Below are 25,211 nucleotides of genomic sequence, written 5' to 3'. Positions count from 1 at the left end.
AATCAGATTGCAATCTAGTTGACCATCCAGAGAATACACTAATACTGCACAGAGCCTCTGCGACGTACTCCACGATTCGTGTAGCTGCCGCGAGGACGACTGCCGGTGGACATACCGACACCCGTCTTGGGCTGGTGCCCCGTACCCATATAGACTTTAGCTGCGTAGTTGACTAGCATGAGAGCAGACCACCTATCTCGGCGTCTCATATCCAAACCCTCAGGCTGTTCGGCCAACTTGGGTAGCTCGAAACTCTCGGTGCCCTTAGGGCTTACCATGCGGGTGATCGCACAGGTCTCATTGATGCACTCTTCGATGTTCTGAGTTACACCAAAAGAACGCTGTGTCTTCTCGCCAGTGATGGCGGCGATCTGATCGGCCTCCCAATCATCTACACCCCAGAGATCACGCTGGAGCATTTCCTTCTCTCCGTCGCGGATCTCGTTCCTGGCAAAGTGACGCATGTACTGGTCATAGATCCTTTGGTCGTCTCCACGATCAGGGAAGAGAATGTGACACTGTTGGATGTTGGATTCGACACCGTGAGCAGCCAAAGAAATCCAGGCATTCGTGAAGTCCACCATCTCTAGGATCTTCTTACCAGGAGCAGACATACCAGTCTTGTCTCCCGTGAATTTCTCCATCTGATCAGGGATGACCCAAATGAAGTCAGCGGGGTCTACACCATCAACCTTCTTGCAGAGCCATTCGCGGATCTCTTCACCACCACCGCCCTTATCCATAGCGATGTACTCAACGTTGAATCGTTTGACGATTTCACGAATCTTCTGAGCAGAAACACTGAACTGAGTACGGTCCCAAGCTTGACAGTAGACAAGCTCACGGCCACGTTCTGTGATCTTGAAAACTACGACACCCAAGTTGTCGTTGAAACGAGCGGGGTCAACACCCATAACATACGTCGCCCGTGGGTCGCCGTATAGCTCAACATAAACGGGAATGTCCTCGGGGGGCTTTGGTGTAGCCCTTTCGATCCACGAACGCTTAATGAACCCATCGGTGTCATCCGGGAACTGCGACAGATACTCCATCGCGAAACGGTGAGCGGGATAAGTCGCCTTCGCTTTTCGAATGATGTCCTCTTCCATGAAGCCCTCTGGGAGAGCCGTGTGTGGAAGCTGGAATACGGAGTAGTGGTGCCACGAGACCTCAGCGTGCGAAACATCGTCATCACTGATCTCAGTGAACTTACCAGTGGCAGCCAGTTGTCTTTCTTCTAGGGCGTGCTTGAGCTTCTTGGGATCACCTTTTGATTTCAAGAAAGCCATGTAGACAGCCCACCTCTTGTAGAAGTGGTTGTGCTTATAGCTGGGGGTACCCGAGATTACGACTTGGTTACCAAAGCCCTGTGTGTTTTGAATGGCGTCAATGATACCCGAGTCTGCACCAAGACCTTCTAGCCTAGCAACGAATCGCTGTTGAGCAGCACGCTCAGCCGGGTTCATGTGAACGGCGGTGAACGGCTCAATCACAATATCGAAGATGTCTTCCGGGATAGACGCGAACTCATCAGCGATAAGAACTGTCGCACGGAGACCACGAATCTTCTCGCCATCGCCAATAGGAATGGCCTGAATAGATGACAGGCCAACACGTAGGGTAGCAGCATCAGAGCCGTACTTTGGGCCACCCCAATGAGAGACAGCCTCTTTGACCAACGGGCTCGCTTCATAGAGTTGCTCAATGTACTTGAAGACCAGCTTCGCCTGACGGAAACCAGCACCAACGATAACGATCTTTGAGCCCGGAACAAGCAGGGCTCTCAGCAACGCATACAGGGCCAACATGAAGGTCTTACCAGCACCACGAGTAGCCAGAATCATGGGGAACTTCTTGTTCCACAGCATGTCCAACATGACTTGCTGGAATGCTTCAAGCTTGAGGGGTTTACCCTGCTGGTTGTTGAAGCACTTTTCTACGAACCACGACAGATTGAATGAGGCAAAATGATAGATGCTCTCGAAGGGTCCCGTTTCATCCAGGATCCCCACAAGATCTTCTTTGGTCCAATTAGTCTTCCAGGGGGTACCCCGGAGCTTTTTGATATCACTCGCTCTCAAACAACTGCCCCTTGCGATGTAGCTCGTATGCATGAAGTAGAATGCCACGAGCCATAGCTTGTGCCCTCATGCCGCCGTATATGATATGCACGCCCTGTTCCAACATAAGCTTCGTCAAATTGGAAGTCACGACAGCCACCGGCATTTTCGGGCTCTGTCGATTGATCTTCTTCTTGTTGACGTAATACTTATGAGGGTTCATGATGTCGTCACAGGTTTCCTCTACGACAACGATCTTGAACTTGTGATCTTTGAGTCTCTCAAACTCAGCAGCGATCCGCTTCTTATCCTTAGTGAAGTTGGTGAACAATTCATCCACGGTCGCCTTACGCTCGATGGTGATGATATGCTCCATCCCACGGATAGAGTAATCCCCACCGTCTAGCTTTTCGTAGACGACTTCTTCAAATGCCTCGTCACCATCAAAGTCCCAGGGTTGTTTCTCCCGGGTGTCAATGATCAGAACAGGCTTCTCTTTTGGAGCACGCGGCACTACTAGTCCTCAACGTCCTCGTCATCCCGGGGTAGACGCTCGATCTCGCGTTCGCGTTCACGACGCTCACGGCGAGTCAATCGCGGTTCCTCCACGGGCTCAGGACGTGCTGCAAGCACTTCCGCAGTACCATTCTGCACGAGCACATGGAGATCCAATACCTCACGACCATCGCTCAAACGCGATGTCGTATGCTTGCCAGAACCCCACTGGGTTTCTACAGTTGCATCGCGACCTTCAAGTCGCACTCTATCACCTTGCTTAACCATTATAGCTCCTTATCTTTCCTGGCGTTCTTCGCCTTCTTCGTCTTGACCATCCGGCGGGAAGATTGCTTCCATAGCCTCGACGGCTTTACCGACTTTCGTGGCACAATGCTCTTCCCAACCGATGACGCCATCACGACATTCAACTGCGACCTTTACGTCTTTGCCACCACTTGTCCAAGATACTGTAATAGTAGTCATTTCACTACTCCTCTAAAGTGCGTGTGTTTGCACGCGACCCATATGCCAGTACACCGGGATACCAATGTATGCCGTTGCACAGCCAAGCTCAGCCACTCTGGCTTGGTATTCTGTTTCACCATGTCGCGGATCACTTCCTATCTCTGCTTCGGGATAGGGGCCACAGGCACGGTATAGTTCTTTACGGATGATGACTGGGTTGTTGTTGAATCCATTAGGAAAGAATGACATCAAGAACGAGTGACCGCTCTTGGTCTTTTCCTTAGTCACCTTGACGCCAGCACGATCCAAAATTGGCTCGTGACATGACCAGGGGTTGTAGAGCGGCTTACCGCTACCATGATTCTCATGAGGGTCTAGGGGATCTCTCAGTTGGATGACACCTACCTCGGGGAACTCTTCAAAGATCTCCTTTGCTGACTGGAAGAAGTTGGCTGCACGAACAGCCTCCCAGTCATTTTCATGAATCATGACATACTCACCACGAGACAATGCCCAACCCTGATTCAGTCCTTCGTTGATGCCATAGTTCCGTTGACTGATCACAACTTTGCGTACCTCAGGAAAGTCCATGAAGAACTTGTAGTTGGCATCGCAGCCAGCGTTCTCCACAAAGATCCATTCGATTTCACCATCGTAGTGATTGGCACAATCCAGGGTGGACTGCACAGACTGACGAGTGACCGCCTCGCGGCCATGAGCTAACACAACCACAGAGAAGAGACCGGGCTCCATAAAGACATCCCGGTTTTCTTTGTAGCGAGGCTGGTTGAAATCCCAACGCCGCCCTGTGAAACGTTCAGTGCTAGTCATTTACTTTACAGGTAATCTCGTTGCCACGAAGTAGGTATAGTCGTTCTTTCTCATCAAGCTCGTAAGCCGTGAACTTATTGAAGATCACGCGATCACCCACTTCGAGATCGTCCACCAAGATCATGGTGCCTTGTTCGGACAAACGACCAGGACCAATCTCTAAGACGGTGCCGGGCACTCGCTCATCTTTGGCTGAGTCGGGCAGCAAAATGCCGCCTTGGGATTGCTCCTTCGGTTCGTCCTTTCGGACGACCACAAAATCTAGTCGGGGGGTATACTTCATACTGTCATAGTCTCCTTGGCGGCTTCGATGCACGCCTCAATCACATCACAACGCTGAACCTGAGTATGCTCAGCCATTACCTTGTCATAGCCGTTTTTCGCAATCCGCTGCATCTCCTCTGGGTTTGCAGCATAGTACCTGATCTTAGCGGCAGCATCGACGGCATTGTCGTAATACACGATGTCTTCGCCGTCCACGAACATCTCGGAGAGTCCAGTCTCCTCTGGTAGTCTGTCCGTCAGGACTAGTTTGCCACAAGCCATGCCTTCGAAAATACGACGAGTGACTTCTTTGTGCTGAGAGCATTGGAATACCATGTTGCCCATGTTCAGGCGTACACCATGATCATCACCATAGAAGTACCGGTCGTTGTTGAATGAATCCCCAAGGGTCTTTTGGATCTCCTCCGTCAAACCGCCGCCACGCGGACCACAGGTGGTCACGCAATCAAATTCGACCTTAACGTCGGGACGAGGATAGAAAATGCGGGAATCCGCGTGATGAGTCCAATAGACTGCATTGAAGCCAAGCGAGTTGTATCGCTCAACGCATTGACGGTCTGGAGACAACACAACATGGACCCTCGGGGCTTTCGCAAAATGCTGACGATGAGATTGGGGTTCGTCCCCCGCCTCCGTCAACAGTACAACACCAGGGAAAAACTGCTTGTCAAACTGGAGTGCGTCCCACGGACCATAATCCATACAGAGGATGGCATCAGGGACAAAGATGTGTCGCCTCATGTCATCAAGCAGCATGTTGATTCCTTGGTTTGAATAGTGGTGTGCGTTATGCACAGGATGACGTTGGCCGTCATCGTGATAGAGGTTGTAGTGGCGTACCTCGTGTCCGCGAGACTCAAGTTCGTTCTTGATACCCTGGGGCGTAGACCAGGGTTCACCGAACTTTTCCCAGCTCGCATATAGCATTGCAATCTTCATTAGAAATCCTCAAAAACTCCGTGAACGTGCCCTTCCTCCAGCAGCTTCTTGAGTTCGCTGTCTTTCAGCTTCGAAAGACGTTCGATCTCATCTGCAACCTCGGCCTGAGCATTCTTCTGCGAAAGCTCCTCGGCCAAGTCAACGAGCGTCTGCTTTTGCGACCGGACTTCCTTGAGTCGTTGAGCACGCGACATCTTCAGTTCGCTGATGCCCTTTTGATAGAGCTTCATGTGCTGGTCGTATTCTCGTTGGTACTTGTCATCTACATGACGACGAAACTGCGGATCGCTCTCTTCGAATTCACCAGCCATCGTGCGGTCACGCAGCTTTTCCTCACTCTCCTTGCGGTTGAGAGCTTGAAATGCAAGAATGAACTCAAGAATGGCGGCGAAGACAGCCTGCTCCTCAATCTCGGTGAGCGTGTCCGTCGATTTGATAACGTCTAGATACTCTTGGATGAAGAGTTCTCGCTCCTCAGTCTCGAAGTTCCGGAATGTCATCTTGAATCGCGGACTGGTCTGGAGTCTGCCCTCGATGAACTTGAACCTCTCCTCCCGGCTCATCTCATCGAGGGTCTTACTTGCGATACGCTCCTTCTCATCCTCTTCTTCTTTGAGGATACGGCTTACAGTTCGATGGGCGTACTTAGAACTCCAGTTGTCGGGGAACTCTTCCTTCATCTTACGAGCTACCTCAACGTGAGTCTCGCCTGCTGCTGCAAGCTCACGTAGACGCTGCTTCTCGACTTCGGGAAATACCTTAGGCATCGTTGATTACCCCCGTTGCAATCTCACGGATTTGTTTCTTGGCTCTGGCGGGAATCTTCTCGCCAAGCAGCAGCCTGTCGTAATACTGCATCAAGTTCTCGGGCAAGGCGTTACGAATACTCTGATCGAGCACCATAGCGTCTAGCTCTTGTTCGTGATGGTTGTCTGTGACATCGAACTCAAGCGAATTGGGTTGCCTGAGTGCTGCTTTGGTAGCCATGTTTTGCCTGTACTGAACGATCTTGTCGCAATCGACTTCATTGATCGTGCAGGTTTTTCTCATCTTGTCCCATAGGGGGCACCGAACACATGGAGGGTTGTTCGGGACCCAGATACCTCTACGCTGGTTATACAGGAAGTTCCGTACACACGTTTGGAGATACTTGTAAGGTGAGGGGCCAATGCGACTCGCGTCATAGAATTGCAAGACACGAATACACTCCAGCCTAATCTCTTGGGCGATGTCCTCAAAGTCCATCCCAGGGATAGGGCGTGCTCGCCCCTCTTTATGAGCCAATGCCTCAATGACATCAGCAACGTCGGCATACGAGGGGGTGCCGCTGGCCGTTACACCGCTCACTGTCATACTACTCGGTAGTTTCTTCTTGGGATTCTTCCTGAGTCTCTTCTTCTTGAGATTCCTGCTCGGCCTCGCCAACGGGATCTTCCGTCGCACTAGCGATAACCTGTTTCTCTTCTTCCTTCGACTTGGGCTTCACGATCTCCCCCAGCTTCTTGAAAAAGGGAGAAGCCTTAGCGAGTCCTTGGGCTTTGTCGCCCTGGATGTCACCAGTCGCTTTCAGCGGTGTACGTACTACCGGATCGGCACCACGACGATGAGCGGCAACATGGCCGCCAGTATGCATCGTAGACGCACCAATATCCTGGCCGCGTTTACGATCTCTTGCTCGTTTCGATCTCTGATTCATTAGTCTTTACCCTCCTGGGCATCACAAAAACGATCTACAAGGTCATGCATGGCCTCTCGTAGATCTGAGCCGCCTGTGCGGCTGACAAGGAAAAACCCGGGCTGTTCGCGAACAATTTGGCAAATCCTCGGCCCGAGGTGTTCTGCTTTCGCCATTGTGTTAGGGCCTACCCCGACCATCTTGAAATGAATCATCATGAGGTCTTCCGGGAGCTTGTCCTCGAAGTTCTCAAAATCCTGCTCTGAGCTGATTGATGTTTCCATGTGAATCCGGGTAACAGAAGGCCCTTCTGGTGATACCATAGCCCCGTAAAGGCTGTGGCAGGCAAGGACGAAGCGTTCCAGGGTCCGAAGACCCCTAGACCGCAACAAAGCGGCCAGTAAGTAGATAGTACACAAAAACCTCTCTTTTCGTTTTTTCAAGCTTTTTTGGTATCCCCAGTTAGGGTATTTTCTAAAGGTAATACCCACCCGCACTCGCTCCCGAGAGTGAGTGCCTCGTTAGACCTAAAAGGGGATTTACATGAGACTTAGAACCGCCGCTCTGCTGGCTGGACTTGGCCTCGGGTTGTGCTTCGGCACACTCTCGGAGCCAGAGCCGACCCCGGCCAGCATGAAATTCGGGCAAGAAGAACAGGTCCAGGAGGCTACCAACGTGGCCCCCGCTGCCCCCGAACTGGCGGATAGTTTTTATGTGAACTTTGAGATCATCGTATTTCAGCATGAGATCGACCAGTATCCCGTGGTCTGGGAGAACCTCCAAAAAGCCATCGATGAGTGGTCTAGTCATCTGCCGATTCGCTGGATCATCTTCTTTGAGGATAGCTCCAACGACTTCTCGATTCTCGGCCGCATCGGTGCCATCGAGATCCGTATGGCGGACATGCAGGCGGCCCCGTATCATCTAAGTGATAACCTGCTGGGGATGTGGCAACCACACAGGGGTCGCATTCTGCTAGATGCCGACTACCTTGAGCAGAATCCTGAGAAAGCGTATTCTGTTAGTCTACACGAGATGGGGCATATGTTCGGTCTGCCGCACATCATCGGCTTCTCAGAAATGGGACACACTGGCTTCATTGTGCTGCCAGAGGGGCACGACGCCACAAACTACGTCATGTACCCACGTTCCATCGTTGACAAGCCACAGAAGTCACTCTCTCCAATTGAGATCAAGCTCGCACGTCAGAATTTGGTGTATCACTGGACTCGTCCAGATGTTACGTACAAAGAATGCGACTGCGAGCTTTACATCGAGGACTGATCTGCGTATAATGCTCTCATGACGAAAGCCAGATACACCAGTGAAGTTCTCATCCAGAACGGCAGAATTCGCCGTTCGACCCCTGTTGGTCTTGAGAACGCTACCGACGAGCAGCGTTCTGCAATCGACTCCATCAAACCCTTGATGAATGCGTGGCTTAGATCTAAGTTATCTGAACATGAGAATGCTCAGGTCTTAGTAAAGGCCAAATACGTAGAAACTTCAAACGGGTTGACGGTCGAGTTCAAGATCCAGCAGGTTGTACCTAATGGATGAAGAAGCTCTAGTTCGCTGGCTCCAGCTACGCCTTGACGACTACCGCAAGCGGCGTCATGAAGGCGAACACCTGCACCTAGATACCCGGGCTGCCGAAGTTGCTGCGATTCTCGCCGCAATAGAAAAGGAGTCGTATCTAGATGAGAAAAGACATGAAAGATGTCCTGGTTACACCTGGACGGAACGGGAAGTGGGACGGGGCTCGCAAGACGCAGCCGACTGACGACGTAGACAGGCTCGACAATCTCCCCCAGCATGAGGGGATGAAGAGACGTTGGGCCGAAGGCGGCTGGGGCTGGTCGTTTGGCGACCACATCAACCCGCTTCGCAAGTGGCTCAAGAAGCACGTTGGCCGTCCCTTCGATAAAGTCTACAGTGAATTCTGCGAGCACGCCGATGCTCGCAACCTCCGTGGCTGGCACGCCCGCGAACACTTCTGGATGGAAGTGGACACCCACGCCGAGCGGCTTGCCGCCCTTGAGCACCGCTGGAAGTGGCCCAGCCAGTTCTACGTCGATGAACACGGCATCCTCCGTGAAGACGAGCGTGGACGCCGCTGGAGGCGTCGTGATCAGGAGAAGGATCCTGATAAGTGCAAAGTCGGAGACCGCCTCTTCGAGCGTATCAACGGTTGCTGGTTCGAAGTGTGGTATGAGGACGAAGAACTGTCCCGTAAAGTTTGGTCTTGGGCACTCCAGCGGAAGGTTGTAGAGTATTATTCTAAGGAGGTCAAGGTATGTCAGCGTCAGCTTTCCAAGAAAGCATTGCGTGACCTTGGCTTGAGTAATAGTCCACACTTCAAATGGTGGGAGGCATAATGTGGGAAGACTAGTCCCGAGGCGTGAGACGAATGCCCAGCCGGATATTATCGTAACTGGAAACAGCTATACGATTGTCTCGACTGGCCAGACGATCACAAAGAACCAGTACAATCAACCGCTCAATGGTGATGCACTGGCCCAAGCAATTCGATTCCACGGTTTTCCTGGCGTCGTTTTGCATGTGTCTGGTAACCAACACAAGGGTATGTTGCTGAATGGCACCAACCCGAACCAGACTCACACCGTCACATGGCAAGGGCAAGATGTCGATGATGTTACTATCATCGGTATCGAGCCGAACCGTGCCATGAAGATCGGCGGTGTTACCGTCTTCAACAAGATGGGTGACTTCAAGATTCAGAACGCCACTCTGATGAATTCAGGTGGTGCGTTCGCTCCATTGCTTGTCAACATGAACGGCATCGCCGGTTTCATTAGGTTGTACGATATCAACTTCTTGCCGAAAGATCCTACCGCATGGCAGGGCAAGGGCATGAAGTGGAACATCCGTGGTCACGGTGTTGCCCGTTGGGATTGCCGTAACCTCAACTTCCACGAAGCCGTGGAGCACGGTGCTTACATCGACAACCACCAGGGCAAGAGTTGGTTCATCAACTGTCGTGGCTCTGGCATGGGACGTACGATGTTGCAGCTTACGAACCGTAAGCAGTCTGGCCCCTCGGCCTTCGGTGACTTGATCATCAAGAACTGTGTTGCGATGAACAACTACGGCCAAGGCGGCAGCGATTACACAATCGTTGGTAACGGCCCTGGAACCGTGTGGTTCATCAACAACAAGTCTTTCGGTGCGGCGTCTGGCTCTCATGGAGCCTTCGTACACTGGACTGACTTCGGCCACGGTGCTTACCTTACCGAAGGTGGACACTCGACGGGCCGCCTGATCATTCTCAATTTCGAGGTTGATCATCCTAACGCTGATCGCGACCATGTGGCTATCACTGGTTGCGATGAGGCTATCATGGCGAATTGGGATATCTCAGGCAACAAGACCGCCCTGAGGTTGCAAGGCCAGTTCGGTGGTGGCAACAACATGGACCTAGATAAGTTTGGCCTGTACTCGTGGAATCAGTATACTCCTTCACAGAACCCAGGATGGAAGTCTTGGAAGAAGGTGAAAGATGATTCTACCGGCCAGTGGCTCAGCGATCCCGAGATCGATGACCTAGAGTACATTCGTGGCGGCGGTCGCCGTAGATAACTAACAAGAGGCTATCAATCATGGACGAAGTACAAAAGGTTCTTCAGAATCCACTGGTCCGTACTGGACTAAAAACAGTCGCACCCCAGGTTGCCTTGGGTGTAGACCTTGCTGTTACTGTGGTTGGTGGCCTCTTTGGATCACGCAAGCGTAAGCCTTCCGCAGCCAAGCTGATGGCTGTCATCGACAAGCAGCTTGCCAAGGTACTCGAAGACTTAGCAACTACTGAATCGAAGCACTATCGTAACGAGTGCGAGATTCGAGCACACACACTACTGGGAGTATTGATGGAATGGGACCGGATCAAGTAAGTCGTGTGGAAAAAGATTCAACAGAGACGAAAGGGCCTTGCGGAGCTAAGACGATACAGGGATCTTAGCATCCTTCGTATGGCCGCATGTGACAGGGAGCTTGCCAAGTGTGGCGAGAAGATCACTCCCTCATATGTCATCATGTGGAAACAGAAGCTTGGCTACTACCAAGACCTTATGATTACATCCCGCGTTCTACAAGGACGCGACAACCTCTACTTCATTCTGACAGGCAGACGATGGCTATTACACTTACTAACAAAGCAATTCTGGAACTTGCTCGTATCATGTCCGAACAACATCTCGGAGAAGTTCGACTTCGGGTTGGCATCAAAGGTGGTGGGTGTAGTGGGTTTAGCTATACTCTTGGCTTCGATGACGTACCTCCTTCTGAGGTAGATCAAGTGTTTGACTACGATGGTATCATTGTAGTGTGTGACCCCAAGAGCTTCCTCTATCTCAATGGGGTAGAGATTGACTTTGAAGAAAGCCTCATGGGGCGTGGCTTCAAATTCTCGAATCCGAACGCCAGTAACTCGTGCGGCTGTGGAGAGAGCTTTTCTGTATGACGAGCGTATCGGTCTACTCAATGGCACGCTCTGGTCATCATGCTATCATGGATTGGATGCGTGCAAACGCACTCGAAGAAACCGTATTCCATGACTATGAGAATGCCCAGTTGTCTATCGGAGATTCAGATTACCATGTGATCATTTTGCGTGACCCGTATAACTGGGCAGCCTCTTGGTGGCATTCTACTCAGTGGCTAGGTGCCAAGATACGCGAGAGCCGTTTTGAGCAATGGGTTGCAATCTGGAAAGAACATGCAATCGAATGTCTTGCAGAAGAGAGTAAGTTCATTCCTGTATCGTACAATGCATGGTTTACTAGTAGTGAGTACCGAACAAGGGTGGCTGCAAAACTAAACCTAAGCACCGAAGACAAAAGGGTCAATACCGTAAGAAGTGGAAGCTCTTGGGACGGCAAGCAATTCGACGGTCGGGCACAAGACATGAGGGTTTTGTGTAGATGGGAGAATATGAGAGATGATCCCGCTTGGCAGAAAGTTGCTCTTGATCCCGAAATTCAGAGATTGGCCGAAAAGCTGTTTGATCTAACTGTCAGCAGTAACCCCTTGACAATTCACGCATTCTGCGTATAATGATCGTGACGATGAGATACATGACCGGAGACATCTGGAACCTAGCCACCGAACTCGATGCGTGGGTAGTGGTTCCGACCAACACTTGTGTCCGCCAGGACAACAAAGCTGTCATGGGGGCGGGAATGGCCAAAGATGCCGCAGACCGTTACCCAGGATTGGCAGAAAATCTTGGTGTTCACATCGGCAAGTTTGACAGTCGTCTCTACGTCTCTAACCCCGTCATCTGTCTGCCAACCAAACACAATTGGAGGAACCCCTCCAAGATTGAATTTGTGGAGCAGGGATGCTACGAACTATTGGACCTCGCTAGAATCCTATCTAGCGTGGGTGATGCACGCCCGATTCTGCTACCGCAGCTAGGGTGTGGCCTCGGAGGGCTGAATTGGGAACGCCAAGTTCGTCCTCTAGTTGACTCGATCCTAGAAGGGGATCGCTTTGTGCTGGTAACTCAATGAACAAGTTTTATGTGTATGCGGTCAAAACGGATGATCCAGAAAAACGCACTTGCGTCTATGTTGACGAACAGGTGATTGAGAAATTCGCTCTGCATCAGTTCGAGCCGCAACATATGGAATACAGTGGTGTCGTGGTGGAGGCAGACGACCCCTCTCATGCTCATCAGGTCTACAATACGTTTGGTGAAGACGGCGAAATCATGTGGGTGGATGAACCCACGTTTACCGCCAAGAAGCGACAGGCGTTTGACGCGAGAAGCAAGCTGGCGGGATCAAAGCTCAGTCAGTTGTCAGAAGTTTTGAGTCAGGCAGAACAGGCAGCGGCCAGACTGGCCATTCACGCATACGCCAAGGGGCTATCGATGGATACCCTCAACATGAATGAGCGTCTATCCCGCATGGCCGATGCCGTGCGACGAACCTCCAAAAATAGCCCCGAAGTGACCACACAAGATCTCTATGAACGACTCAAAAAGAACTACATCGAAAAGCTACAAGAGTACAAGTATGTCCCCAAAGATGGATCCGGCCCTGATAGCCAGATTACGGGGTAGACAAGTCATCCAACAAGAGTTGGGCGATTTCCGCACCTTCGCTTCGCAGGCGGCACACGCTTGTCCCGAGATTGATGAAGAAGAGTTCTTTGCTATGGTTGCAGAGAACTACGTCAGGGGTATTCGCTGCGAACTTAGTAGAATCTTTGGTGCTACCAAAGCGGCCCGTATGATGGATCCTTTCAATGGCTAAGCAAGACGCACTCGACAGAATGTATATGAAGATGGCGTACAACGCCTCCGAAATCTCACATGCCCGTAGACGACAGGTGGGGGCCATTCTTGTAATTCCAGAAGAGGGGCGATTCGAGGGGGTCAATGGTATGCCCTCTGGCTTCGACAACAACTGTGAGCACGAAGGTCCCGATGGCGGCCTCGTCACAAAACAGGCGTGTCTTCATGCTGAATCGAACGCCATCATGAAGGTAGCTCGTAGTCGTGCAAGCTCTATCGGCGGCACGATGTACTGCACGCTGGCTCCCTGTATCGAGTGTGCAAAACTGATCATCCAGGCGGGCATTGTCCGGGTGGTCTACAGTGAAGTCTACCCAATTGACACAAACAGTGCCTCTACTCCAGGAGTACAACTCCTGGAAGAAGCTGGGATTCAGGTTGACAACCTGCCCTCGTTACGTAATCATGTAGTAGACGAGGAACTGACTCTCCAAGATGAGGGTCGCTATCACGATGACGAAGAACCCTACAGAGGCTACAGTCACCCGTAGACGCTGGTTTGAAAGACTAGCGGGCTGGCTCGAAAGCCGTGGCCGCCGCCGCATGATCCGTCGAGAACGGGACGGGACCGAAGAGGATTACCTCGAAAGATTCTACGTTCTCTCGACCCCGTGGCTTGGTATCTACATTCACCGCTTCTGGGCGGACGATGATGATGGTCTACATGACCATCCCTGGAACAGCTTGAGTATCTTGCTCGCTGGAGCCTACAACGAAGAAATGCCGGAACGACAAGCCGTTCCCTATGGGCCGACCATTACGAAGCTCCGTCGTCCCTTCCACCCGCTCGTATACATGCGTAGCAAGTATGCGGGTCACAGAATCACCGTCCCCGAAGGTTACGAGGGTACCTGGAGTCTCTTCATTCGATTTGGTTTGAAAAGACGTACATGGGGTTTCTATCGCAGTCGCGGCTGGGAAGCGGCAGAAGTGCAATCTCGTAAAGATGAACGTTGACAATTGGTGGCTCTTGCCGCTAGGGTTTGCATTTGACTTCCTCTATATCGTTTGGTATTGGGCATGTCAAAAACACTACGCCATGATGGGCGGCATCGTCAGCGTGCTGCTTGTGGTCATCAGTCTTACTGGCATTTTTGAGGCAATTGACAATCGGTGGAACCTGATTCCCTACTTCATTGGCCTCTTCCTGGGATCCTACGCGGGGATCAAAATCAAAGCACATCAAGATGGTAAAGATAGCAGTAACGGGACACAGGCCGGATAAGCTCGGGGGCTACCAAGCCACCGAGAACTTCAAGGCAATCCGACGCCACATGCGGGACTTCCTGGAGGAAGCTCCGGATGGCGAATTGTTCCTGCTCTCTGGAGGAGCCCTCGGCATTGATCAGTTTTGGATGGAAGTGGGCCTTTACCTAGAATTGCCAGTAATCGCCTGTCTACCATTTGAGGGCTATGATGCCCGGTGGCCCACGGCCTCTCGAAGAAAATACGAGACACTACTTGACAAGTGCTACGAAGTGGTGTATGTTTGTGAACCTGGATATCACCCATCCAAGCTACAGACTAGAAATGAGTATCTCGTGAACAACTCCGACATCTTGACCGCCTACTGGAATGGCGAACACGTCGGGGGTACAGCAAACTGCGTTGACTATGCTATGAGTGTGGGCCGTCAGGTCAACGTGTTCAATCCGAATGAAATCATAAACCTTGCTCACGTAGAGAAATTCTCATGAAGAACGCCCTAATCACCCTTAGTCTACTCGCCGGTCTCGCGGCCTGCACTTCCGCCCCCGAGATTCCTCAGGAGGCTATCCCTGCTGTCGAATATGAAGAGGGCTTCACGTTCGATATTCCGTGCGACAACCCTGCACACCCCGTCCACACTCAGGTTGTTTCTGGCTCACGTCTAGTCCGTGTGTACGAAATCACCGTGGAGGGCGTAGTCCAGGGTGAAGTGACCGGCGAGCAAATTGCGAACGTGCTTGAAATGATCGAATTCATGGAGTCGATTCAGGTCGTTCCTGTCGATCCGTCTGCCGCTGAGCCGTCAGAATCTTTGGTGCTACCAACGCAGCCCGTCAAGTAATGACACGGAAGAATCCCGATAACAAACCCCTACGGATCGTAGGAGACGAAAGACCGGAGGGCGGCTCTAGAGAGAACCTGTCTTACCCGATGACTTTAGCCACGCTGGCTGTGGCACAATCCAATCTGGTCAAGGCGGGCAAAGACTCTGCGATGCCGCACTTTATCGCTCTCGTGAAAGAGATTGAGAGATACTACGGTATCCGATTCGAGATCATGTCCGATGGCTGAGGCCAAGTGTCCTAAGTGTGCTTGCAAACTGGAGCTTGGTAAAGCTCTGGTGGGCAAGAACCCCAGCAAGTGCTTTGGTACACCGGAGAAGACTGTGCTCGAAGTGGTATTGAAATGCCCCATCTGCGGGTATTCGACTACCAAAGATGACTGACGTGTACGAACGTGAAACAGCATGGTGGAAAGACTCGTGTAGAACTTCCGATAAGCAGACCCACCATTACCGTGGCAAAGAAGCTTGTTCGGCTGGCGGGACATCCGTTACAATCACTTTTCAAGAATATGGCAGCTTTACGAGCTACTCGGAAGAGGCCGCACTCAAAGTTTTCCAAGACTGGTACGATGAACACATCAAGACCGAAGAACCTGATCTGCGAGATCAAATTCGGAAGCCACCTGTACGGGACGGCGACCGAAGCGAGTGACGAGGACTACCTTGGGATCTTTCTCCCTACGCTCGAAGAGATCCTCTTGGGACGTATCCCCAAGACTGCCAATTCCTCGCCCAAAGACGACTCTCGCAAAAACGAAGCCGGTGAGCTAGATGCCACCTACTACAGCCTGCACCACTTCTTGCGTTTGGCAACGCAAGGACAGACTGGTGCTATCGATATGCTTTTCGCACCGGAGACGATGGTATACAAGTCTCCGGAATACGGCTGGGTGTGGGATCGCATCGTAGAGAATCGCTCGTCACTGGTAAGCAAGCAGATGAATGCCTTTGTTGGCTACGCTCGTGGACAGGCAGCGAAGTACAGTCTCAAGGGAGATCGTCTCAATGCTCTGCGTACCGCAATTAGATCTATGTCAGTCCATGAGGACGACGTGCCGTTCAAGATGACTGTTGATGCTGTGAAGTTCTCACAGGCTATTCAGGACGAACGCCGTAACCCACAAGGGATCATGGAGTATCAGATTGGTGGCAAGTGGTTCGGAGAGAGCACTAGCATCGGTAACGTGCGTGCTTCTATCCAGAACAGCATCAAGCGTTACGGCAATCGTGCCAACGCTGCCGCGTCGGCAGAGGGGCACGACTGGAAAGCTTTGAGCCACGCGGTACGTGTCTCAAAAGAACTGATCGAATTGCTGACCTATGGCCGGATCAACTTCCCGCTCGCGGACGCTCCGCTACTGCTTGACATCAAGCAGGGGCGTGTGCCGATGGAGCGAGTACAGGAGATCCTGGATTCGGACCTTGCCTTCGTTGAAGTGCAGGCGGCTCAATCGCACCTTCCCGAGAAGGTTGACAACAAATGGTGGGATGCCTTCCTTGTGGAAATTGTGTCAGAGCACCTGTCCAATGAAATCGTGAGGGTTATGAAATGAGTAAGAAGCACAAGATTCTACTTGTTACACTGGCCTTCATGATGTATACTGTGGCGTTATGGCTGAATCACTACTACTCCTCTGGGTCCTAGCGGTCCACTTCATAGCTGACTTCGCGTGTCAGCCCCGCTATCTAGGGATCAACAAAAGTAGCAAGCATTGGGCTCTCCTGGCCCATGTGGCTATCTACGGAGGCGTATTGTGGCTCGGCCTAATTCCCACAGGAATTGGCTTGACTTTCGTCATCCTGAACTGTATACTGCACTTGATTACCGACTTCGTGAGCAGTCGCCTTACAACCCGGTTCTACAAAGAGGGACGTATGTACGCCTTCTGGAACACCATCGCAGCCGACCAGTTTGCTCACATTGCTGGTCTGATTCTACTACTATCATGAACTCGAAACTAATCGCACTGATCTCCGTTGGCGTCCTTGGCCTTGGTGGCGTCTTTACCGTTGGCAGCATGTACTTTGGCTACAATCGTGCTGAGGTCCAAGCTCGTAACTCCTGTGAGGCCCAAATCGGCAACATCGAAAACGTCCTCGACAATATGTGGAAGTCGTTTCAAGAGATCGGCGGAATCGCTGATCGTGAGCGTGAGACCGCGATGGAACTCTTCGTGGAATACGCCGAGGCTCGTACCCCCGAAGGTGCTGGCAAGATGATGTCCTGGATTACGGAGCAGACTCCGACCATCGACGCTTCGATCTACAAGGACTTGCAAGCCCGCCTTGTCGCTGGCCGCCAGGAGTTCCGCAACAGTCAGACTCGTATGCTGGAACTGGTCCGTGTCCATGAGGACATCATCGAGGATCCGTTCAAGGGCTTCTTCATCAAGAACGATGCTCCGTTCGAGTTCAACGTCGTCTCGTCCGCTGAGACTGAGCAGGCCGTTCAGAGTGGCCGCGACGAGCGAGTCTTCGAGCTTCCGTCGAGGGACTAATCATGATCTTCTTCCTACTAGCACTACTCCCGATTGCGGTGTGGGGTATCCAGTGGTACTTCAATCGTGAGATCGTTTGGAAGGAAGCTGCCATCGGAACCGGGGCTGCCCTCCTTGTCGCCACTATCTTCACCGGCATTGAGGCAGCAGAGTTCCACGTACCGTCCGATATCGAGACCCGCTCTGGTCAGGTCCACTACGCTCAGTACCAGCCCGCATGGCGGGAGCAGTACGAGGAAGCGATCTACCGGACGGAGACGTACGACTGTGGCACGTCGAAGAATCCGCAGACCTGTACTCGCCAAGTTTTCTCGCACTACGAGACCCGCCGCCGTTGGCACAGCGAGTCCTGGTGGGTGGAGAGTGAGCTAGGCCGATTCAGCATCGATGTAACCAGATACGACGATGTATTGAGGAATCATGGCGATGCTATGGCTGTCGAAGGCCGCAGGCGGACGGGCGAGACCGACAGCCACATGATCGAGGGCGACCCTAACGACTATCGCACGGTCAATGCAACGGGATACGTTTACCCGATCACGAAGAATACGAAGTTCGAGAACCGACTCCTAAAGGCTAAGGGCTCGCTCTACAACTTTGAGCCGGTCCCGGAGGACCAACTCAAAGGTCTATTCCCGACGTGGCCTGAGAACGCGAGCAAGTTCGACACCGACCGTCTCCTCGGCACCGCTATGGGTCTATGGGATCAGCGGGAGTGGGACCAGATGAACGCGGTGCTTGGTCCGCTCAAGCGGGTCAACGTAATCGCTATCGGTTTTCCCGCAGGGACTACCCAAGAAACTGGAACGCTCCAGGAGCGTCTGTGGATGGGCGGCAAGAAGAACGACTTGGTGATCACCTACGGAGGCGATCCCCAAGAGCCGGATTGGGCATACGTGTTCGGATGGACTGACACCCAGGCCGTGAAGCGTCTCATCGAGAACCGAATTCTCGATGGAGTCGCCACGACAGAAGAAATTTCCAACCTCGTGATCGCAGAGTACCAACTCTGCGAGTTCGAGGAGAAGCTGGCCCACATCGAGATCCCGATGCCCTGGTGGTACTACCTAATCTTCGCGATTGTGGTAATCGGGTCGCAGGGAACTGCCCACTTCGTTTTTTCGAGCAATTACGAAACAAAAGACGCCGTACAGGAGCCGCGAGGCTACTATTCTCGCCGCAGGCGAAGAAACCTCTTGACAAGACGCTGATATGAAGGTATCATTCATCCTAGACCTGACCGAGAGCGAGCACGAGATCGTGTGCGGCCACATGACAAGGCTGTGCGAACGACTGGACGCGAAACTCACGTATCAGAAATTGGAGCCTCATGTCCCTTGTAAGAGACAAGTGACCATTGAGGGCGACGAAGACACCATTTTCACCTTAGACGCTATTGCCTACTCCGATGAGTCGCGTATTTGTTTCGAGTGACCTTCACTTTGGTCACCACAACATTATTCGGTACGCCGAACGTCCGTTCAAAAAGACGGTCGATATGGACACGTACCTCATAGACGAGTGGAACCGGCGTGTAGACAGCGACGACATCGTGTATTTCCTTGGTGATTTCGCTATGGGACCCAGGGTGGACGATGGGTTCGTGGTAGACAAGCTCCGGATGCTTCATGGGGAAATCCGCATTGTTTTGGGCAATCACGATCAGCCTGCGAAGAAGTGGGGTATGAGCGGCTTGAAACAACTAGTAGAGGACTTCCGTCTGGGAGATAGGGTCAAAGTCCTAGAAGATATCCATGAGTTCGCGGTTGGCGGGCAACGCTTCGTGGCCTGTCATTACCCGATGAGCGACTGGAACGGTAAATTCCACGGTGTCGCCCATCTGCATGGCCATTGCCATAGCGTGTTCGCGAAACAGAAGGCCCGCGACCTCGCCAAGATGCGTAAGCACAAACTATACGACGTAGGAGTAGATATGTACGGCGGCCCGGTAGAGCTTAGTGGTGATCGTCGTTTCCTTGATGATCCTCAGGGGTGGAGAGTATGACAATCCCTGTCGTGCGTGTAACCTTTGACGGCAAGAGCTACTCGGCGTACGCGGTGTGGCTGCCAGAGCCATGTCCAGCGGCTCGCAGTTGGCCTACGCAAGAACAGGCCATTTCTGTCTTGCGAGCCATGATCGAGAATGAGAACGAGACGCCGCGACCCTGGGGGCCGTGGCCCAATCATTACAACGTGGAGATTGAAGCATGAAATCTGTATTTGCTATTTGCCTGCTGCTAACAGTAGGATGTACTGCACCCCGCGAGGCGATTCGAGTGATCCCCGTGACAATCACTGATTCGATTCATACAACCGTGTGTCCCGGTCGTCAGGTCGCTCTGTTTGCGGTGGGTCACCCAGATGAACCGATTATGCATTGGGTGACGATCATCCATCCTGACGGAACGCAAGAAAACTTGCTTGAGGAGTGCGATCACTGATGGCTGATGATCTCGAAGTACCCGACGAGATTGTCATTGACGGCAATCCTATGTATCGCCAGCCCTCAGAGGGCTGGACGTACTTCTTGATGATCGCTCCGCAGTTTGCACCCATGAAATTGCTGGAGCAGCCCATCCCGAAGGACCAACTGATGATGCACCGGGCAGAGGCCCCAAATGACTCGGCCATTGTCTTTACCTGCATTTCGCGAGACGAAGACGAGCGGTGTGCATACTTCCTCAAGGGGTCGTTCGAGTTTCGTGAAGCACCAAAGGATATCTTCGATGCCGACGTATAGAGTAGAAGTTGAAACCAAGGTCCGCGAAAACTTCGTTGTCGAGGCCGACAGCGAAGAGGCCGCCGAGGCAATGGTCCTGAGTGGATCTGTGAGCCCTGTGATCTCTGAGCCGCTTCCCGGCGAGGAAGAGGTTGTGGATATTGAAGAGATCCCGTAATGGATGAAAACACCAATAACGACGCTTACTCGCAGGAGGAGCTTGAAAAGATGTTTGCTCCCGAGCTTCTTGGCAAATGGGTTGAGCCTGACGACATCACGCCGGAAGAAATGCGGCGTATGCAGGACGAGGCTACCCGCATCATGGAAAAGAGCATTCGCGACATGGAAGCTAAGCAATGGTCTCTTGGTCTGCCGGTCGAACCGGCGATTAGTGGATCATTCCCTCTCCCCGTGGACCCCGCTCCACAGGAGTTTGTTATGCCGATTGTGAAGGGTGGTTACCCGAAAGACGTTGTGGACGAGATCGTCAAAGTGCAGCCCCTTTCGCAATTGCCTCCTGGTACTTGCGAAACGTGCCTTGGAAATTGCGTACGTCCTGGATCTGGCGATACATGCGGAGCATGTAACGGCACAGGCATGACCGACGAAGCCTATCAGGACTTCCTCAAGAGATTCCCCGCACAGGTTGATGCCGTAGCCGAATCAATGGAGCAGTTGTCAGGTGCCGTCGAACAGACTACGGCTGCCGCCGAAGGGTTGGCTGATGCTCTAACTCTTACGCCCGAAGAACAGCGTGTTGCAGACGAGCTTGAAATCAAGATTGAAGATAAGCTTGATGAGTGGTACGCCTGCCGCAACGAGGGGTTCGAGGGCACGGAATACGAAGAGAGGACTGGTGTTGCTATCGGCATGGAAGAAGCTGGTGGTAATGAACGAATCGAAGAGTACATCATTGGTAGATTCACTGGTTGGCGTGTGGACCGCAATCCCGCTGGCGGTGCGTTTGTCTTCTGGCCTAAGTAATGCTCATCCTCAAACCTAGTACCAACGCTGGTGGCGTTGGGATCTTCACCACCAGAGCTATTCGCTCTGGGGAGCCTCTTCATCTGTTTGCCGATGAGGATTGGAGGTTCGTCACCGAGGAAGACTTGAAAGACGGTGAGCGGTTCCTGGTTCGCCGCTTTGGCATCCCGGAAAAGAACGGTTGGCATATCCCTGCCGATTGGAACCACATGTCGATTGGCTGGTATCTGAATCACGCGGATTTGCCGAACGTCCACCACAAGGATTACGTCTACTATGCCAGTAGGCACATCCGTCGTGGAGAAGAGTTATACCTAGATTATGAATCGCTCGTTTGATGAAATTCTAGACAGGCACATGGTTCATGTGGAGCAGACGGAGCCTATTCGCCACTTTCGGTGTGAGCAGGAAGAATACCGGATCGAGTACGATCCGAATAGTGGACATGCCACCTACGTCTTCGACGGAGGCGGCGAGTTGAATGTGAGACACCTGACTACGGGCCATGTCGAATACTACTTGTCCAGTGGCTACTGGACGGAGGCTTGAAATGAAAAATCTAATCTCTGCGGCCTTGGTCGCTGCGTCACTTCTGATCCTTTGTGATCGATCCGCCGCTCAAAGTACCAGAATTCAATCACCAACGATCAACTACGAGCAGTACGGCTCTTTGAGCCGTCAGATGACGGTGTACGAGAACGTCTCGCGGAGACAGGCTGCCCTAGAGCGTGAACGCTATCGGAAGTTCCGCGAGGAGGTCAGGCGGCAGGTTGCCAGGGACAGGGCTGTGCGTCCCACTACCACCGTCGTCGTACGACGCCGGGGTGACTGCAACTACCAACACGGCGATGCACTGAGGTCGTGGCGTGAGCGTAGAAACCGCCGATAGCTTCATCCATGCCGTACGTCGTCTGAACCGTGCGTGCTATGCACTCTGGCTGACGAGCTTGAAAGAAGGGTTGCCTTGCTTCGTGCTCAAGGTGTGGCTCGTGTGCGTGTGCCTAGCGGTTGGACAGCTATTCATCTGAGTAGCCTCTATTGGGATTTTCATGTTGCCCTGTGTGTAAGGTACCCGACGCCCCCTGGAAAAACTTTCCATGCCGGAAAGTGAAAAAACCCCACCCCCCTGGAACAATGTTCCAGGAGGGCAGGGTCGGAAACGTAACGGAAACGTGTTCTAGATTGGGTTGCCTTCGTCGTCGTACTTGGAAAGAATTTCCCTTGATGTTCTATCGGCCCAAGGGTACAGGGGTCGGATGCGTAGCAGTACGATCAAGGCCCCTAGCGTGGCTATGATGTTGTCTCGCATGGCCTACAGGCCCAGGCTAGTGGAGAGGTACCACAGGGGGCCGACGAAGAGGGCGACCAGGGAGGCGAGGGCGAGCGTGTTCTTGATGAGCGATTTCATGTCGTTTCCTTTGTTTCCGTTTCCTCAGTACGCTACACTATACCACACTCGGGGGGAATGTCAAGGGGGAATTTCGATTTCCCCCCTTGAAATGTTTTCCTAGTCGTCGTATCGGTCTTCGTCGTAGTCCGGTTCCCAGGTAGACTCGGCTTCCATGAGTTCGGAAAGAATTTCCTCCTCCCATGCGTCCCACACTAGGGCCTCCACCCTAGGAAGAAGTTTCCCGGTCAGCCGATGGTAGGCGTCCACCATATTGGACACTCCCTCGGAAAAATCTTCCAGCAGGCACCAGGAGGAAAACTCTTCCGGGTCGTCCAGGGTGATGGAAGAAACTTCCGCATCCCAGCTAGGGGGCGTTCCCCCACAGGAGTAGGTCGGCCCCGTGGCCGGTTCGTAGTCCGCCGAGCCCTCGATCCACAGGCCCCTGAAAGAAATTCCGTGTTGCATGTTCGTTTCCTTGTTTCCGTTTCTCGAATCCACTAGCAGTATACCACAGGATAGAGATAATGCAAGCTAGAAATTCGATTTCTTTTTCTCCCCCTCACAGGCCACAGGATACGCTCTAACGCACGTAGGCCCATCATGCGTAGCTTAGCTACGCACGTTTCAGCAGCCCCCCACATAGGGCCTCCCACATAGGGCAGGGGGCCTGCTAGGCCCCTTTTCTGCTAGGCCCCCCCTACAGGGTGGGCAGCATGGCGGCCAGCTTGATAAGGCCCCATCCGACCACGGAGAAGAAACCCAGGAGGAAGAGTGCGTAGGGGTGATTCTTGATTGCTTGCTTCATACCATACATATCGGCATTCCCCCCGCTAGACTATAGGGGGAAAGGGATTTCGGCACGAAAAAGGGGGGCGAGCCTAAGCCCGCCCCCCGCATAGGCTTAGGGCCTATTCCCCCTCCATAGCCTCCCGGATTAGGGCTTGCGTAGCCTCTTCGTGCCGGGCTTCGATCCTAGCGGCCATTTCCGCATAGACCGGCTCCCCCTCTTCGTGCCTCTTCTCGATCTCCCGGAGCTTCTTGAGAACGGCCAGAATGCTGGCCTTCTTGGCCTTCTTGGCCTCCGGGGTTTCCTCTTCTTCTTGGGCGTAGGCGATGGCCTCTTCGTGGTCGATAGCGTCTTGCGGGTCTTGAGCTTCCATTGCGTTTCCGTTCTTGCTAGGGGTTGTGGGCGGGTTTCCGTTCCGCCCTTGTACCTAGCTTATCGGCAATCCCAGGGTGAGGCTATAGCCCTTTCCCGGAGATTCGCTCGAAACGCTCTAAACCCTTGCGGGAGCCTACTTTAGATCATCCCGGATTTCTCGGCGGGGAATTCCGTCCCATTCCTCTAAAGAAATGCCACAATCCTCGCAAGCTTGGCGGGTCTCATCGATGAGGGCTTGCATAGCATCCCGCGATTCTTGAGCGTTTCTCTCGATTTCCAACTTGAGGGAATCCAGGAAATTCGGGTAGCGTTTCTGTCCGTCGTTCGTTTCCATACCCCAGGAAGCCGGGAGGAACGGAATTCCGAACGAAGAAATAGTAGGAAAGAATTTCCACTTGACAATCGGGAAATCGGTGCTATGCTATAGGTGCATACCCGGACTGCCATTGTGGCAGGGTGGGCGTGGTCCGTGTTACGCGGGCGTAACTACGCACTAGGGCGTATGCCAAGATGACAGGGGCGGTCTGCCAGGATGGCAGGGGCGGCCCTGTATAGGGCGTTAAAGGGGATATTGACGCTCAAACGATTTTCTGGGAATCGCTCAAGTACAAATAGAAGCGGAGCCGATAGGTTACCCCATCGGCCCCACTAGGAAAGGAAGCAACAACGCAAGTTGTACGGTATGGCACCCCCGGTCTTCTAGGTGGCTGCGAACCAGACTAGCACCCACAGGAGGGCAGAGAGCGGGAGAGCCCAGACTAGGGCTTCGATGACGTTGCCCTCGTGTTCTTCTTCTTGATCGCTCATGCGGTAGTATACCACCACGAGCACGAAAGTCAAGCGGTTTCGCTGGGATTCATCCAGACGCCCATGATGTACTCGGCTTCCGGGTCCATGACTTCGGCTTCGGGATCGATCCCACAGGCCAGCATGAAGCGGCGGAAGTCGAAAGCGGGATTCGTGGTCTTGAGCATATCCGCGAATTCTCGGGCGACTTGCTCCCGGTAGCTCGTCAAGGACATACGGAAGATTTGGTCATCGAATCCCGAAGGGAGTTCTTCCCGGATGACTCGGGCGATGGCTTCGAATTGCTTGCGTTGCATGTTTCTACTATACCCTTTTTTGAGCGTTTGTCAAGTGATGATCTCGACAATTATCACGGCCAGCAGAATACCCATCGGTGCAAGAAATACGAACCATGCACCAGCAGAGCCGAACTTTAGCCCGATCTCGATAATCTCATCGGTCGGCTCGCCGCTCTCGTGTTTCATGGCGTGTCGCCGCGTCCTCTGTTGCTCTACCATGCTGACAGTATACCTCCCAAACGTGAGAA

The 25,211-nt window shown here is 52.7% G+C and carries 38 protein-coding genes; 24 read left to right on the top strand and 14 right to left on the bottom strand.

The features are described from left to right. Positions 1–38 precede the first annotated feature (38 nt). From K5880_RS13980 to K5880_RS13935, 10 genes are all read right to left on the bottom strand, one after another. Positions 39–2,129 (bottom strand): hypothetical protein, encoded by a 2,091-nt coding sequence (locus K5880_RS13980; RefSeq protein WP_297653336.1) that lies wholly within the window; start codon positions 2,127–2,129, stop codon positions 39–41. Further along, entirely contained in the window at positions 2,068–2,574 is a 507-nt protein-coding gene (locus K5880_RS13975) for an ERCC4 domain-containing protein (protein WP_297653333.1), read from the bottom strand. The genes K5880_RS13980 and K5880_RS13975 overlap by 62 nt, the downstream gene beginning before the upstream one ends. Positions 2,575–2,852: 278 nt before the next feature. Then, positions 2,853–3,041, bottom strand: a complete 189-nt coding sequence (locus K5880_RS13970) for a hypothetical protein (protein ID WP_297653330.1) — start codon at positions 3,039–3,041, stop codon at positions 2,853–2,855. Positions 3,042–3,053: 12 nt separating this feature from the next. Beyond that, on the bottom strand, positions 3,054–3,854 hold the full coding sequence (locus tag K5880_RS13965; RefSeq protein ID WP_297653325.1) for a glycosyltransferase: 801 nt from the start codon (positions 3,852–3,854) through the stop codon (positions 3,054–3,056). Next, a complete protein-coding gene (locus K5880_RS13960) occupies positions 3,847–4,137 on the bottom strand; it encodes a co-chaperone GroES family protein (RefSeq protein WP_297653322.1) in 291 nt (96 codons plus the stop codon). The genes K5880_RS13965 and K5880_RS13960 overlap by 8 nt, the downstream gene beginning before the upstream one ends. After that, positions 4,134–5,078 (bottom strand): glycosyltransferase, encoded by a 945-nt coding sequence (locus K5880_RS13955; protein WP_297653319.1) that lies wholly within the window; start codon positions 5,076–5,078, stop codon positions 4,134–4,136. The genes K5880_RS13960 and K5880_RS13955 overlap by 4 nt, the downstream gene beginning before the upstream one ends. Continuing rightward, a complete protein-coding gene (locus K5880_RS13950) occupies positions 5,078–5,845 on the bottom strand; it encodes a hypothetical protein (RefSeq protein ID WP_297653316.1) in 768 nt (255 codons plus the stop codon). Before K5880_RS13950 ends, K5880_RS13955 begins: the two co-directional genes overlap by 1 nt. Continuing rightward, positions 5,838–6,128 (bottom strand): hypothetical protein, encoded by a 291-nt coding sequence (locus K5880_RS13945; RefSeq protein WP_297653314.1) that lies wholly within the window; start codon positions 6,126–6,128, stop codon positions 5,838–5,840. The genes K5880_RS13950 and K5880_RS13945 overlap by 8 nt, the downstream gene beginning before the upstream one ends. A 304-nt stretch (positions 6,129–6,432) precedes the next feature. Beyond that, positions 6,433–6,774 carry a hypothetical protein gene (locus tag K5880_RS13940; protein WP_297653311.1) on the bottom strand — a complete coding sequence of 114 codons (342 nt, stop codon included), beginning with the start codon at positions 6,772–6,774 and terminating at the stop codon, positions 6,433–6,435. Beyond that, complete coding sequence (locus K5880_RS13935; protein WP_297653308.1) at positions 6,774–7,037, bottom strand: hypothetical protein; 264 nt, start codon at positions 7,035–7,037, stop codon at positions 6,774–6,776. The genes K5880_RS13940 and K5880_RS13935 overlap by 1 nt, the downstream gene beginning before the upstream one ends. A 259-nt stretch (positions 7,038–7,296) precedes the next feature. Here K5880_RS13935 and K5880_RS13930 point away from each other — a divergent pair, with 259 nt between their 5' ends. The 24 genes from K5880_RS13930 to K5880_RS13820 all read left to right on the top strand — a co-directional run bounded on the left by K5880_RS13930 (position 7,297) and on the right by K5880_RS13820 (position 21,664). After that, entirely contained in the window at positions 7,297–8,037 is a 741-nt protein-coding gene (locus K5880_RS13930) for a hypothetical protein (RefSeq protein WP_297653305.1), read from the top strand. Between the two features lie 18 nt (positions 8,038–8,055). Beyond that, positions 8,056–8,313: a hypothetical protein gene (locus K5880_RS13925; RefSeq protein ID WP_297653302.1), complete on the top strand. Its 258-nt coding sequence runs from the start codon at positions 8,056–8,058 to the stop codon at positions 8,311–8,313. Positions 8,314–8,453: 140 nt separating this feature from the next. Then, a complete protein-coding gene (locus tag K5880_RS13920; RefSeq protein ID WP_297653299.1) occupies positions 8,454–9,131 on the top strand; it encodes a hypothetical protein in 678 nt (225 codons plus the stop codon). 1 nt (position 9,132) lies between these two features. Further along, entirely contained in the window at positions 9,133–10,353 is a 1,221-nt protein-coding gene (locus tag K5880_RS13915; protein ID WP_297653296.1) for a hypothetical protein, read from the top strand. Positions 10,354–10,373: 20 nt separating this feature from the next. After that, on the top strand, positions 10,374–10,664 hold the full coding sequence (locus K5880_RS13910) for a hypothetical protein (RefSeq protein WP_297653293.1): 291 nt from the start codon (positions 10,374–10,376) through the stop codon (positions 10,662–10,664). Positions 10,665–10,903: 239 nt separating this feature from the next. After that, a complete protein-coding gene (locus K5880_RS13905) occupies positions 10,904–11,233 on the top strand; it encodes an iron-sulfur cluster assembly accessory protein (RefSeq protein WP_297653290.1) in 330 nt (109 codons plus the stop codon). Between the two features lie 47 nt (positions 11,234–11,280). Then, on the top strand, positions 11,281–11,826 hold the full coding sequence (locus tag K5880_RS13900) for a hypothetical protein (RefSeq protein ID WP_297653287.1): 546 nt from the start codon (positions 11,281–11,283) through the stop codon (positions 11,824–11,826). A 20-nt stretch (positions 11,827–11,846) separates the two neighbouring features. Continuing rightward, entirely contained in the window at positions 11,847–12,284 is a 438-nt protein-coding gene (locus tag K5880_RS13895) for a hypothetical protein (protein WP_297653284.1), read from the top strand. Continuing rightward, positions 12,281–12,838, top strand: coding sequence for a hypothetical protein (locus K5880_RS13890; RefSeq protein WP_297653281.1), 558 nt, complete (start codon positions 12,281–12,283; stop codon positions 12,836–12,838). Before K5880_RS13895 ends, K5880_RS13890 begins: the two co-directional genes overlap by 4 nt. 185 nt (positions 12,839–13,023) lie before the next feature. Further along, entirely contained in the window at positions 13,024–13,563 is a 540-nt protein-coding gene (locus K5880_RS13885) for a deaminase (RefSeq protein WP_297653278.1), read from the top strand. Continuing rightward, complete coding sequence (locus K5880_RS13880; protein ID WP_297653773.1) at positions 13,526–14,029, top strand: hypothetical protein; 504 nt, start codon at positions 13,526–13,528, stop codon at positions 14,027–14,029. The genes K5880_RS13885 and K5880_RS13880 overlap by 38 nt, the downstream gene beginning before the upstream one ends. Then, complete coding sequence (locus K5880_RS13875; RefSeq protein WP_297653275.1) at positions 14,019–14,297, top strand: hypothetical protein; 279 nt, start codon at positions 14,019–14,021, stop codon at positions 14,295–14,297. The genes K5880_RS13880 and K5880_RS13875 overlap by 11 nt, the downstream gene beginning before the upstream one ends. After that, a complete protein-coding gene (locus tag K5880_RS13870; protein WP_297653273.1) occupies positions 14,260–14,769 on the top strand; it encodes an SLOG family protein in 510 nt (169 codons plus the stop codon). The genes K5880_RS13875 and K5880_RS13870 overlap by 38 nt, the downstream gene beginning before the upstream one ends. Continuing rightward, positions 14,766–15,122, top strand: coding sequence for a hypothetical protein (locus K5880_RS13865; RefSeq protein ID WP_297653270.1), 357 nt, complete (start codon positions 14,766–14,768; stop codon positions 15,120–15,122). The genes K5880_RS13870 and K5880_RS13865 overlap by 4 nt, the downstream gene beginning before the upstream one ends. Before the next feature lie 572 nt (positions 15,123–15,694). Next, a complete protein-coding gene (locus K5880_RS13860; protein WP_297653267.1) occupies positions 15,695–16,678 on the top strand; it encodes a nucleotidyltransferase domain-containing protein in 984 nt (327 codons plus the stop codon). A gap of 58 nt (positions 16,679–16,736) precedes the next feature. Then, positions 16,737–17,075 (top strand): DUF3307 domain-containing protein, encoded by a 339-nt coding sequence (locus tag K5880_RS23155; protein ID WP_366882989.1) that lies wholly within the window; start codon positions 16,737–16,739, stop codon positions 17,073–17,075. Then, a complete protein-coding gene (locus tag K5880_RS13855) occupies positions 17,072–17,623 on the top strand; it encodes a hypothetical protein (RefSeq protein ID WP_297653264.1) in 552 nt (183 codons plus the stop codon). Before K5880_RS23155 ends, K5880_RS13855 begins: the two co-directional genes overlap by 4 nt. A gap of 2 nt (positions 17,624–17,625) precedes the next feature. Next, positions 17,626–18,834 (top strand): hypothetical protein, encoded by a 1,209-nt coding sequence (locus K5880_RS13850; RefSeq protein WP_297653261.1) that lies wholly within the window; start codon positions 17,626–17,628, stop codon positions 18,832–18,834. Positions 18,835–19,121: 287 nt separating this feature from the next. Next, positions 19,122–19,628: a hypothetical protein gene (locus K5880_RS13845; RefSeq protein ID WP_366882987.1), complete on the top strand. Its 507-nt coding sequence runs from the start codon at positions 19,122–19,124 to the stop codon at positions 19,626–19,628. A gap of 202 nt (positions 19,629–19,830) precedes the next feature. Continuing rightward, entirely contained in the window at positions 19,831–20,064 is a 234-nt protein-coding gene (locus K5880_RS13840; protein ID WP_297653253.1) for a hypothetical protein, read from the top strand. Then, entirely contained in the window at positions 20,064–20,363 is a 300-nt protein-coding gene (locus K5880_RS13835; RefSeq protein WP_297653251.1) for a hypothetical protein, read from the top strand. Before K5880_RS13840 ends, K5880_RS13835 begins: the two co-directional genes overlap by 1 nt. Then, on the top strand, positions 20,350–20,520 hold the full coding sequence (locus K5880_RS13830) for a hypothetical protein (protein WP_297653248.1): 171 nt from the start codon (positions 20,350–20,352) through the stop codon (positions 20,518–20,520). The genes K5880_RS13835 and K5880_RS13830 overlap by 14 nt, the downstream gene beginning before the upstream one ends. Next, on the top strand, positions 20,520–21,326 hold the full coding sequence (locus K5880_RS13825; protein ID WP_297653245.1) for a hypothetical protein: 807 nt from the start codon (positions 20,520–20,522) through the stop codon (positions 21,324–21,326). The genes K5880_RS13830 and K5880_RS13825 overlap by 1 nt, the downstream gene beginning before the upstream one ends. Next, positions 21,326–21,664 (top strand): SET domain-containing protein, encoded by a 339-nt coding sequence (locus tag K5880_RS13820; protein WP_297653242.1) that lies wholly within the window; start codon positions 21,326–21,328, stop codon positions 21,662–21,664. The genes K5880_RS13825 and K5880_RS13820 overlap by 1 nt, the downstream gene beginning before the upstream one ends. 1,169 nt (positions 21,665–22,833) lie before the next feature. Here K5880_RS13820 and K5880_RS13815 read toward each other — a convergent pair. The 4 genes from K5880_RS13815 to K5880_RS13800 form a co-directional block, all read right to left on the bottom strand. Then, positions 22,834–23,181, bottom strand: coding sequence for a hypothetical protein (locus tag K5880_RS13815; RefSeq protein ID WP_297653239.1), 348 nt, complete (start codon positions 23,179–23,181; stop codon positions 22,834–22,836). 443 nt (positions 23,182–23,624) lie between these two features. Next, complete coding sequence (locus K5880_RS13810; protein ID WP_297653237.1) at positions 23,625–23,876, bottom strand: hypothetical protein; 252 nt, start codon at positions 23,874–23,876, stop codon at positions 23,625–23,627. Between the two features lie 838 nt (positions 23,877–24,714). Continuing rightward, positions 24,715–24,981, bottom strand: coding sequence for a hypothetical protein (locus K5880_RS13805; RefSeq protein WP_297653234.1), 267 nt, complete (start codon positions 24,979–24,981; stop codon positions 24,715–24,717). Between the two features lie 30 nt (positions 24,982–25,011). After that, a partial coding sequence (locus K5880_RS13800; protein WP_297653231.1) for a hypothetical protein occupies positions 25,012–25,211 on the bottom strand: 200 nt, incomplete at its 5' end.

It is taken from the genome of Hydrogenophaga sp. (genome assembly GCF_025699295.1).
Classification (GTDB): domain Bacteria; phylum Pseudomonadota; class Gammaproteobacteria; order Burkholderiales; family Burkholderiaceae_C; genus Hydrogenophaga.
Note: the sequence above shows the minus strand (reverse complement) of the source record. Positions and strands in the feature narration are given on the sequence as shown.

Excerpts from the sequence above, each read along its gene's own strand:
- K5880_RS13970 (WP_297653330.1), bottom strand. The coding sequence starts at position 3,041 with ATGACTACTATTACAGTATCTTGGACAAGTGGTGGCAAAGACGTAAAG.
- K5880_RS13965 (WP_297653325.1), bottom strand. The coding sequence starts at position 3,854 with ATGACTAGCACTGAACGTTTCACAGGGCGGCGTTGGGATTTCAACCAG.
- K5880_RS13960 (WP_297653322.1), bottom strand. The coding sequence starts at position 4,137 with ATGAAGTATACCCCCCGACTAGATTTTGTGGTCGTCCGAAAGGACGAA.
- K5880_RS13955 (WP_297653319.1), bottom strand. The coding sequence starts at position 5,078 with ATGAAGATTGCAATGCTATATGCGAGCTGGGAAAAGTTCGGTGAACCC.
- K5880_RS13950 (WP_297653316.1), bottom strand. The coding sequence starts at position 5,845 with ATGCCTAAGGTATTTCCCGAAGTCGAGAAGCAGCGTCTACGTGAGCTT.
- K5880_RS13945 (WP_297653314.1), bottom strand. The coding sequence starts at position 6,128 with ATGAGAAAAACCTGCACGATCAATGAAGTCGATTGCGACAAGATCGTT.
- K5880_RS13940 (WP_297653311.1), bottom strand. The coding sequence starts at position 6,774 with ATGAATCAGAGATCGAAACGAGCAAGAGATCGTAAACGCGGCCAGGAT.
- K5880_RS13935 (WP_297653308.1), bottom strand. The coding sequence starts at position 7,037 with ATGGAAACATCAATCAGCTCAGAGCAGGATTTTGAGAACTTCGAGGAC.
- K5880_RS13930 (WP_297653305.1), top strand. The coding sequence starts at position 7,297 with ATGAGACTTAGAACCGCCGCTCTGCTGGCTGGACTTGGCCTCGGGTTG.
- K5880_RS13925 (WP_297653302.1), top strand. The coding sequence starts at position 8,056 with ATGACGAAAGCCAGATACACCAGTGAAGTTCTCATCCAGAACGGCAGA.
- K5880_RS13920 (WP_297653299.1), top strand. The coding sequence starts at position 8,454 with ATGAGAAAAGACATGAAAGATGTCCTGGTTACACCTGGACGGAACGGG.
- K5880_RS13910 (WP_297653293.1), top strand. The coding sequence starts at position 10,374 with ATGGACGAAGTACAAAAGGTTCTTCAGAATCCACTGGTCCGTACTGGA.
- K5880_RS13905 (WP_297653290.1), top strand. The coding sequence starts at position 10,904 with ATGGCTATTACACTTACTAACAAAGCAATTCTGGAACTTGCTCGTATC.
- K5880_RS13900 (WP_297653287.1), top strand. The coding sequence starts at position 11,281 with ATGGATTGGATGCGTGCAAACGCACTCGAAGAAACCGTATTCCATGAC.
- K5880_RS13895 (WP_297653284.1), top strand. The coding sequence starts at position 11,847 with ATGACCGGAGACATCTGGAACCTAGCCACCGAACTCGATGCGTGGGTA.
- K5880_RS13890 (WP_297653281.1), top strand. The coding sequence starts at position 12,281 with ATGAACAAGTTTTATGTGTATGCGGTCAAAACGGATGATCCAGAAAAA.
- K5880_RS13885 (WP_297653278.1), top strand. The coding sequence starts at position 13,024 with ATGGCTAAGCAAGACGCACTCGACAGAATGTATATGAAGATGGCGTAC.
- K5880_RS13880 (WP_297653773.1), top strand. The coding sequence starts at position 13,526 with ATGACGAAGAACCCTACAGAGGCTACAGTCACCCGTAGACGCTGGTTT.
- K5880_RS13875 (WP_297653275.1), top strand. The coding sequence starts at position 14,019 with ATGAACGTTGACAATTGGTGGCTCTTGCCGCTAGGGTTTGCATTTGAC.
- K5880_RS13870 (WP_297653273.1), top strand. The coding sequence starts at position 14,260 with ATGGTAAAGATAGCAGTAACGGGACACAGGCCGGATAAGCTCGGGGGC.
- K5880_RS13865 (WP_297653270.1), top strand. The coding sequence starts at position 14,766 with ATGAAGAACGCCCTAATCACCCTTAGTCTACTCGCCGGTCTCGCGGCC.
- K5880_RS13860 (WP_297653267.1), top strand. The coding sequence starts at position 15,695 with ATGAACACATCAAGACCGAAGAACCTGATCTGCGAGATCAAATTCGGA.
- K5880_RS23155 (WP_366882989.1), top strand. The coding sequence starts at position 16,737 with ATGGCTGAATCACTACTACTCCTCTGGGTCCTAGCGGTCCACTTCATA.
- K5880_RS13855 (WP_297653264.1), top strand. The coding sequence starts at position 17,072 with ATGAACTCGAAACTAATCGCACTGATCTCCGTTGGCGTCCTTGGCCTT.
- K5880_RS13850 (WP_297653261.1), top strand. The coding sequence starts at position 17,626 with ATGATCTTCTTCCTACTAGCACTACTCCCGATTGCGGTGTGGGGTATC.
- K5880_RS13845 (WP_366882987.1), top strand. The coding sequence starts at position 19,122 with ATGGACACGTACCTCATAGACGAGTGGAACCGGCGTGTAGACAGCGAC.
- K5880_RS13840 (WP_297653253.1), top strand. The coding sequence starts at position 19,831 with ATGAAATCTGTATTTGCTATTTGCCTGCTGCTAACAGTAGGATGTACT.
- K5880_RS13835 (WP_297653251.1), top strand. The coding sequence starts at position 20,064 with ATGGCTGATGATCTCGAAGTACCCGACGAGATTGTCATTGACGGCAAT.
- K5880_RS13830 (WP_297653248.1), top strand. The coding sequence starts at position 20,350 with ATGCCGACGTATAGAGTAGAAGTTGAAACCAAGGTCCGCGAAAACTTC.
- K5880_RS13825 (WP_297653245.1), top strand. The coding sequence starts at position 20,520 with ATGGATGAAAACACCAATAACGACGCTTACTCGCAGGAGGAGCTTGAA.
- K5880_RS13820 (WP_297653242.1), top strand. The coding sequence starts at position 21,326 with ATGCTCATCCTCAAACCTAGTACCAACGCTGGTGGCGTTGGGATCTTC.
- K5880_RS13815 (WP_297653239.1), bottom strand. The coding sequence starts at position 23,181 with ATGCAACACGGAATTTCTTTCAGGGGCCTGTGGATCGAGGGCTCGGCG.
- K5880_RS13810 (WP_297653237.1), bottom strand. The coding sequence starts at position 23,876 with ATGGAAGCTCAAGACCCGCAAGACGCTATCGACCACGAAGAGGCCATC.
- K5880_RS13805 (WP_297653234.1), bottom strand. The coding sequence starts at position 24,981 with ATGCAACGCAAGCAATTCGAAGCCATCGCCCGAGTCATCCGGGAAGAA.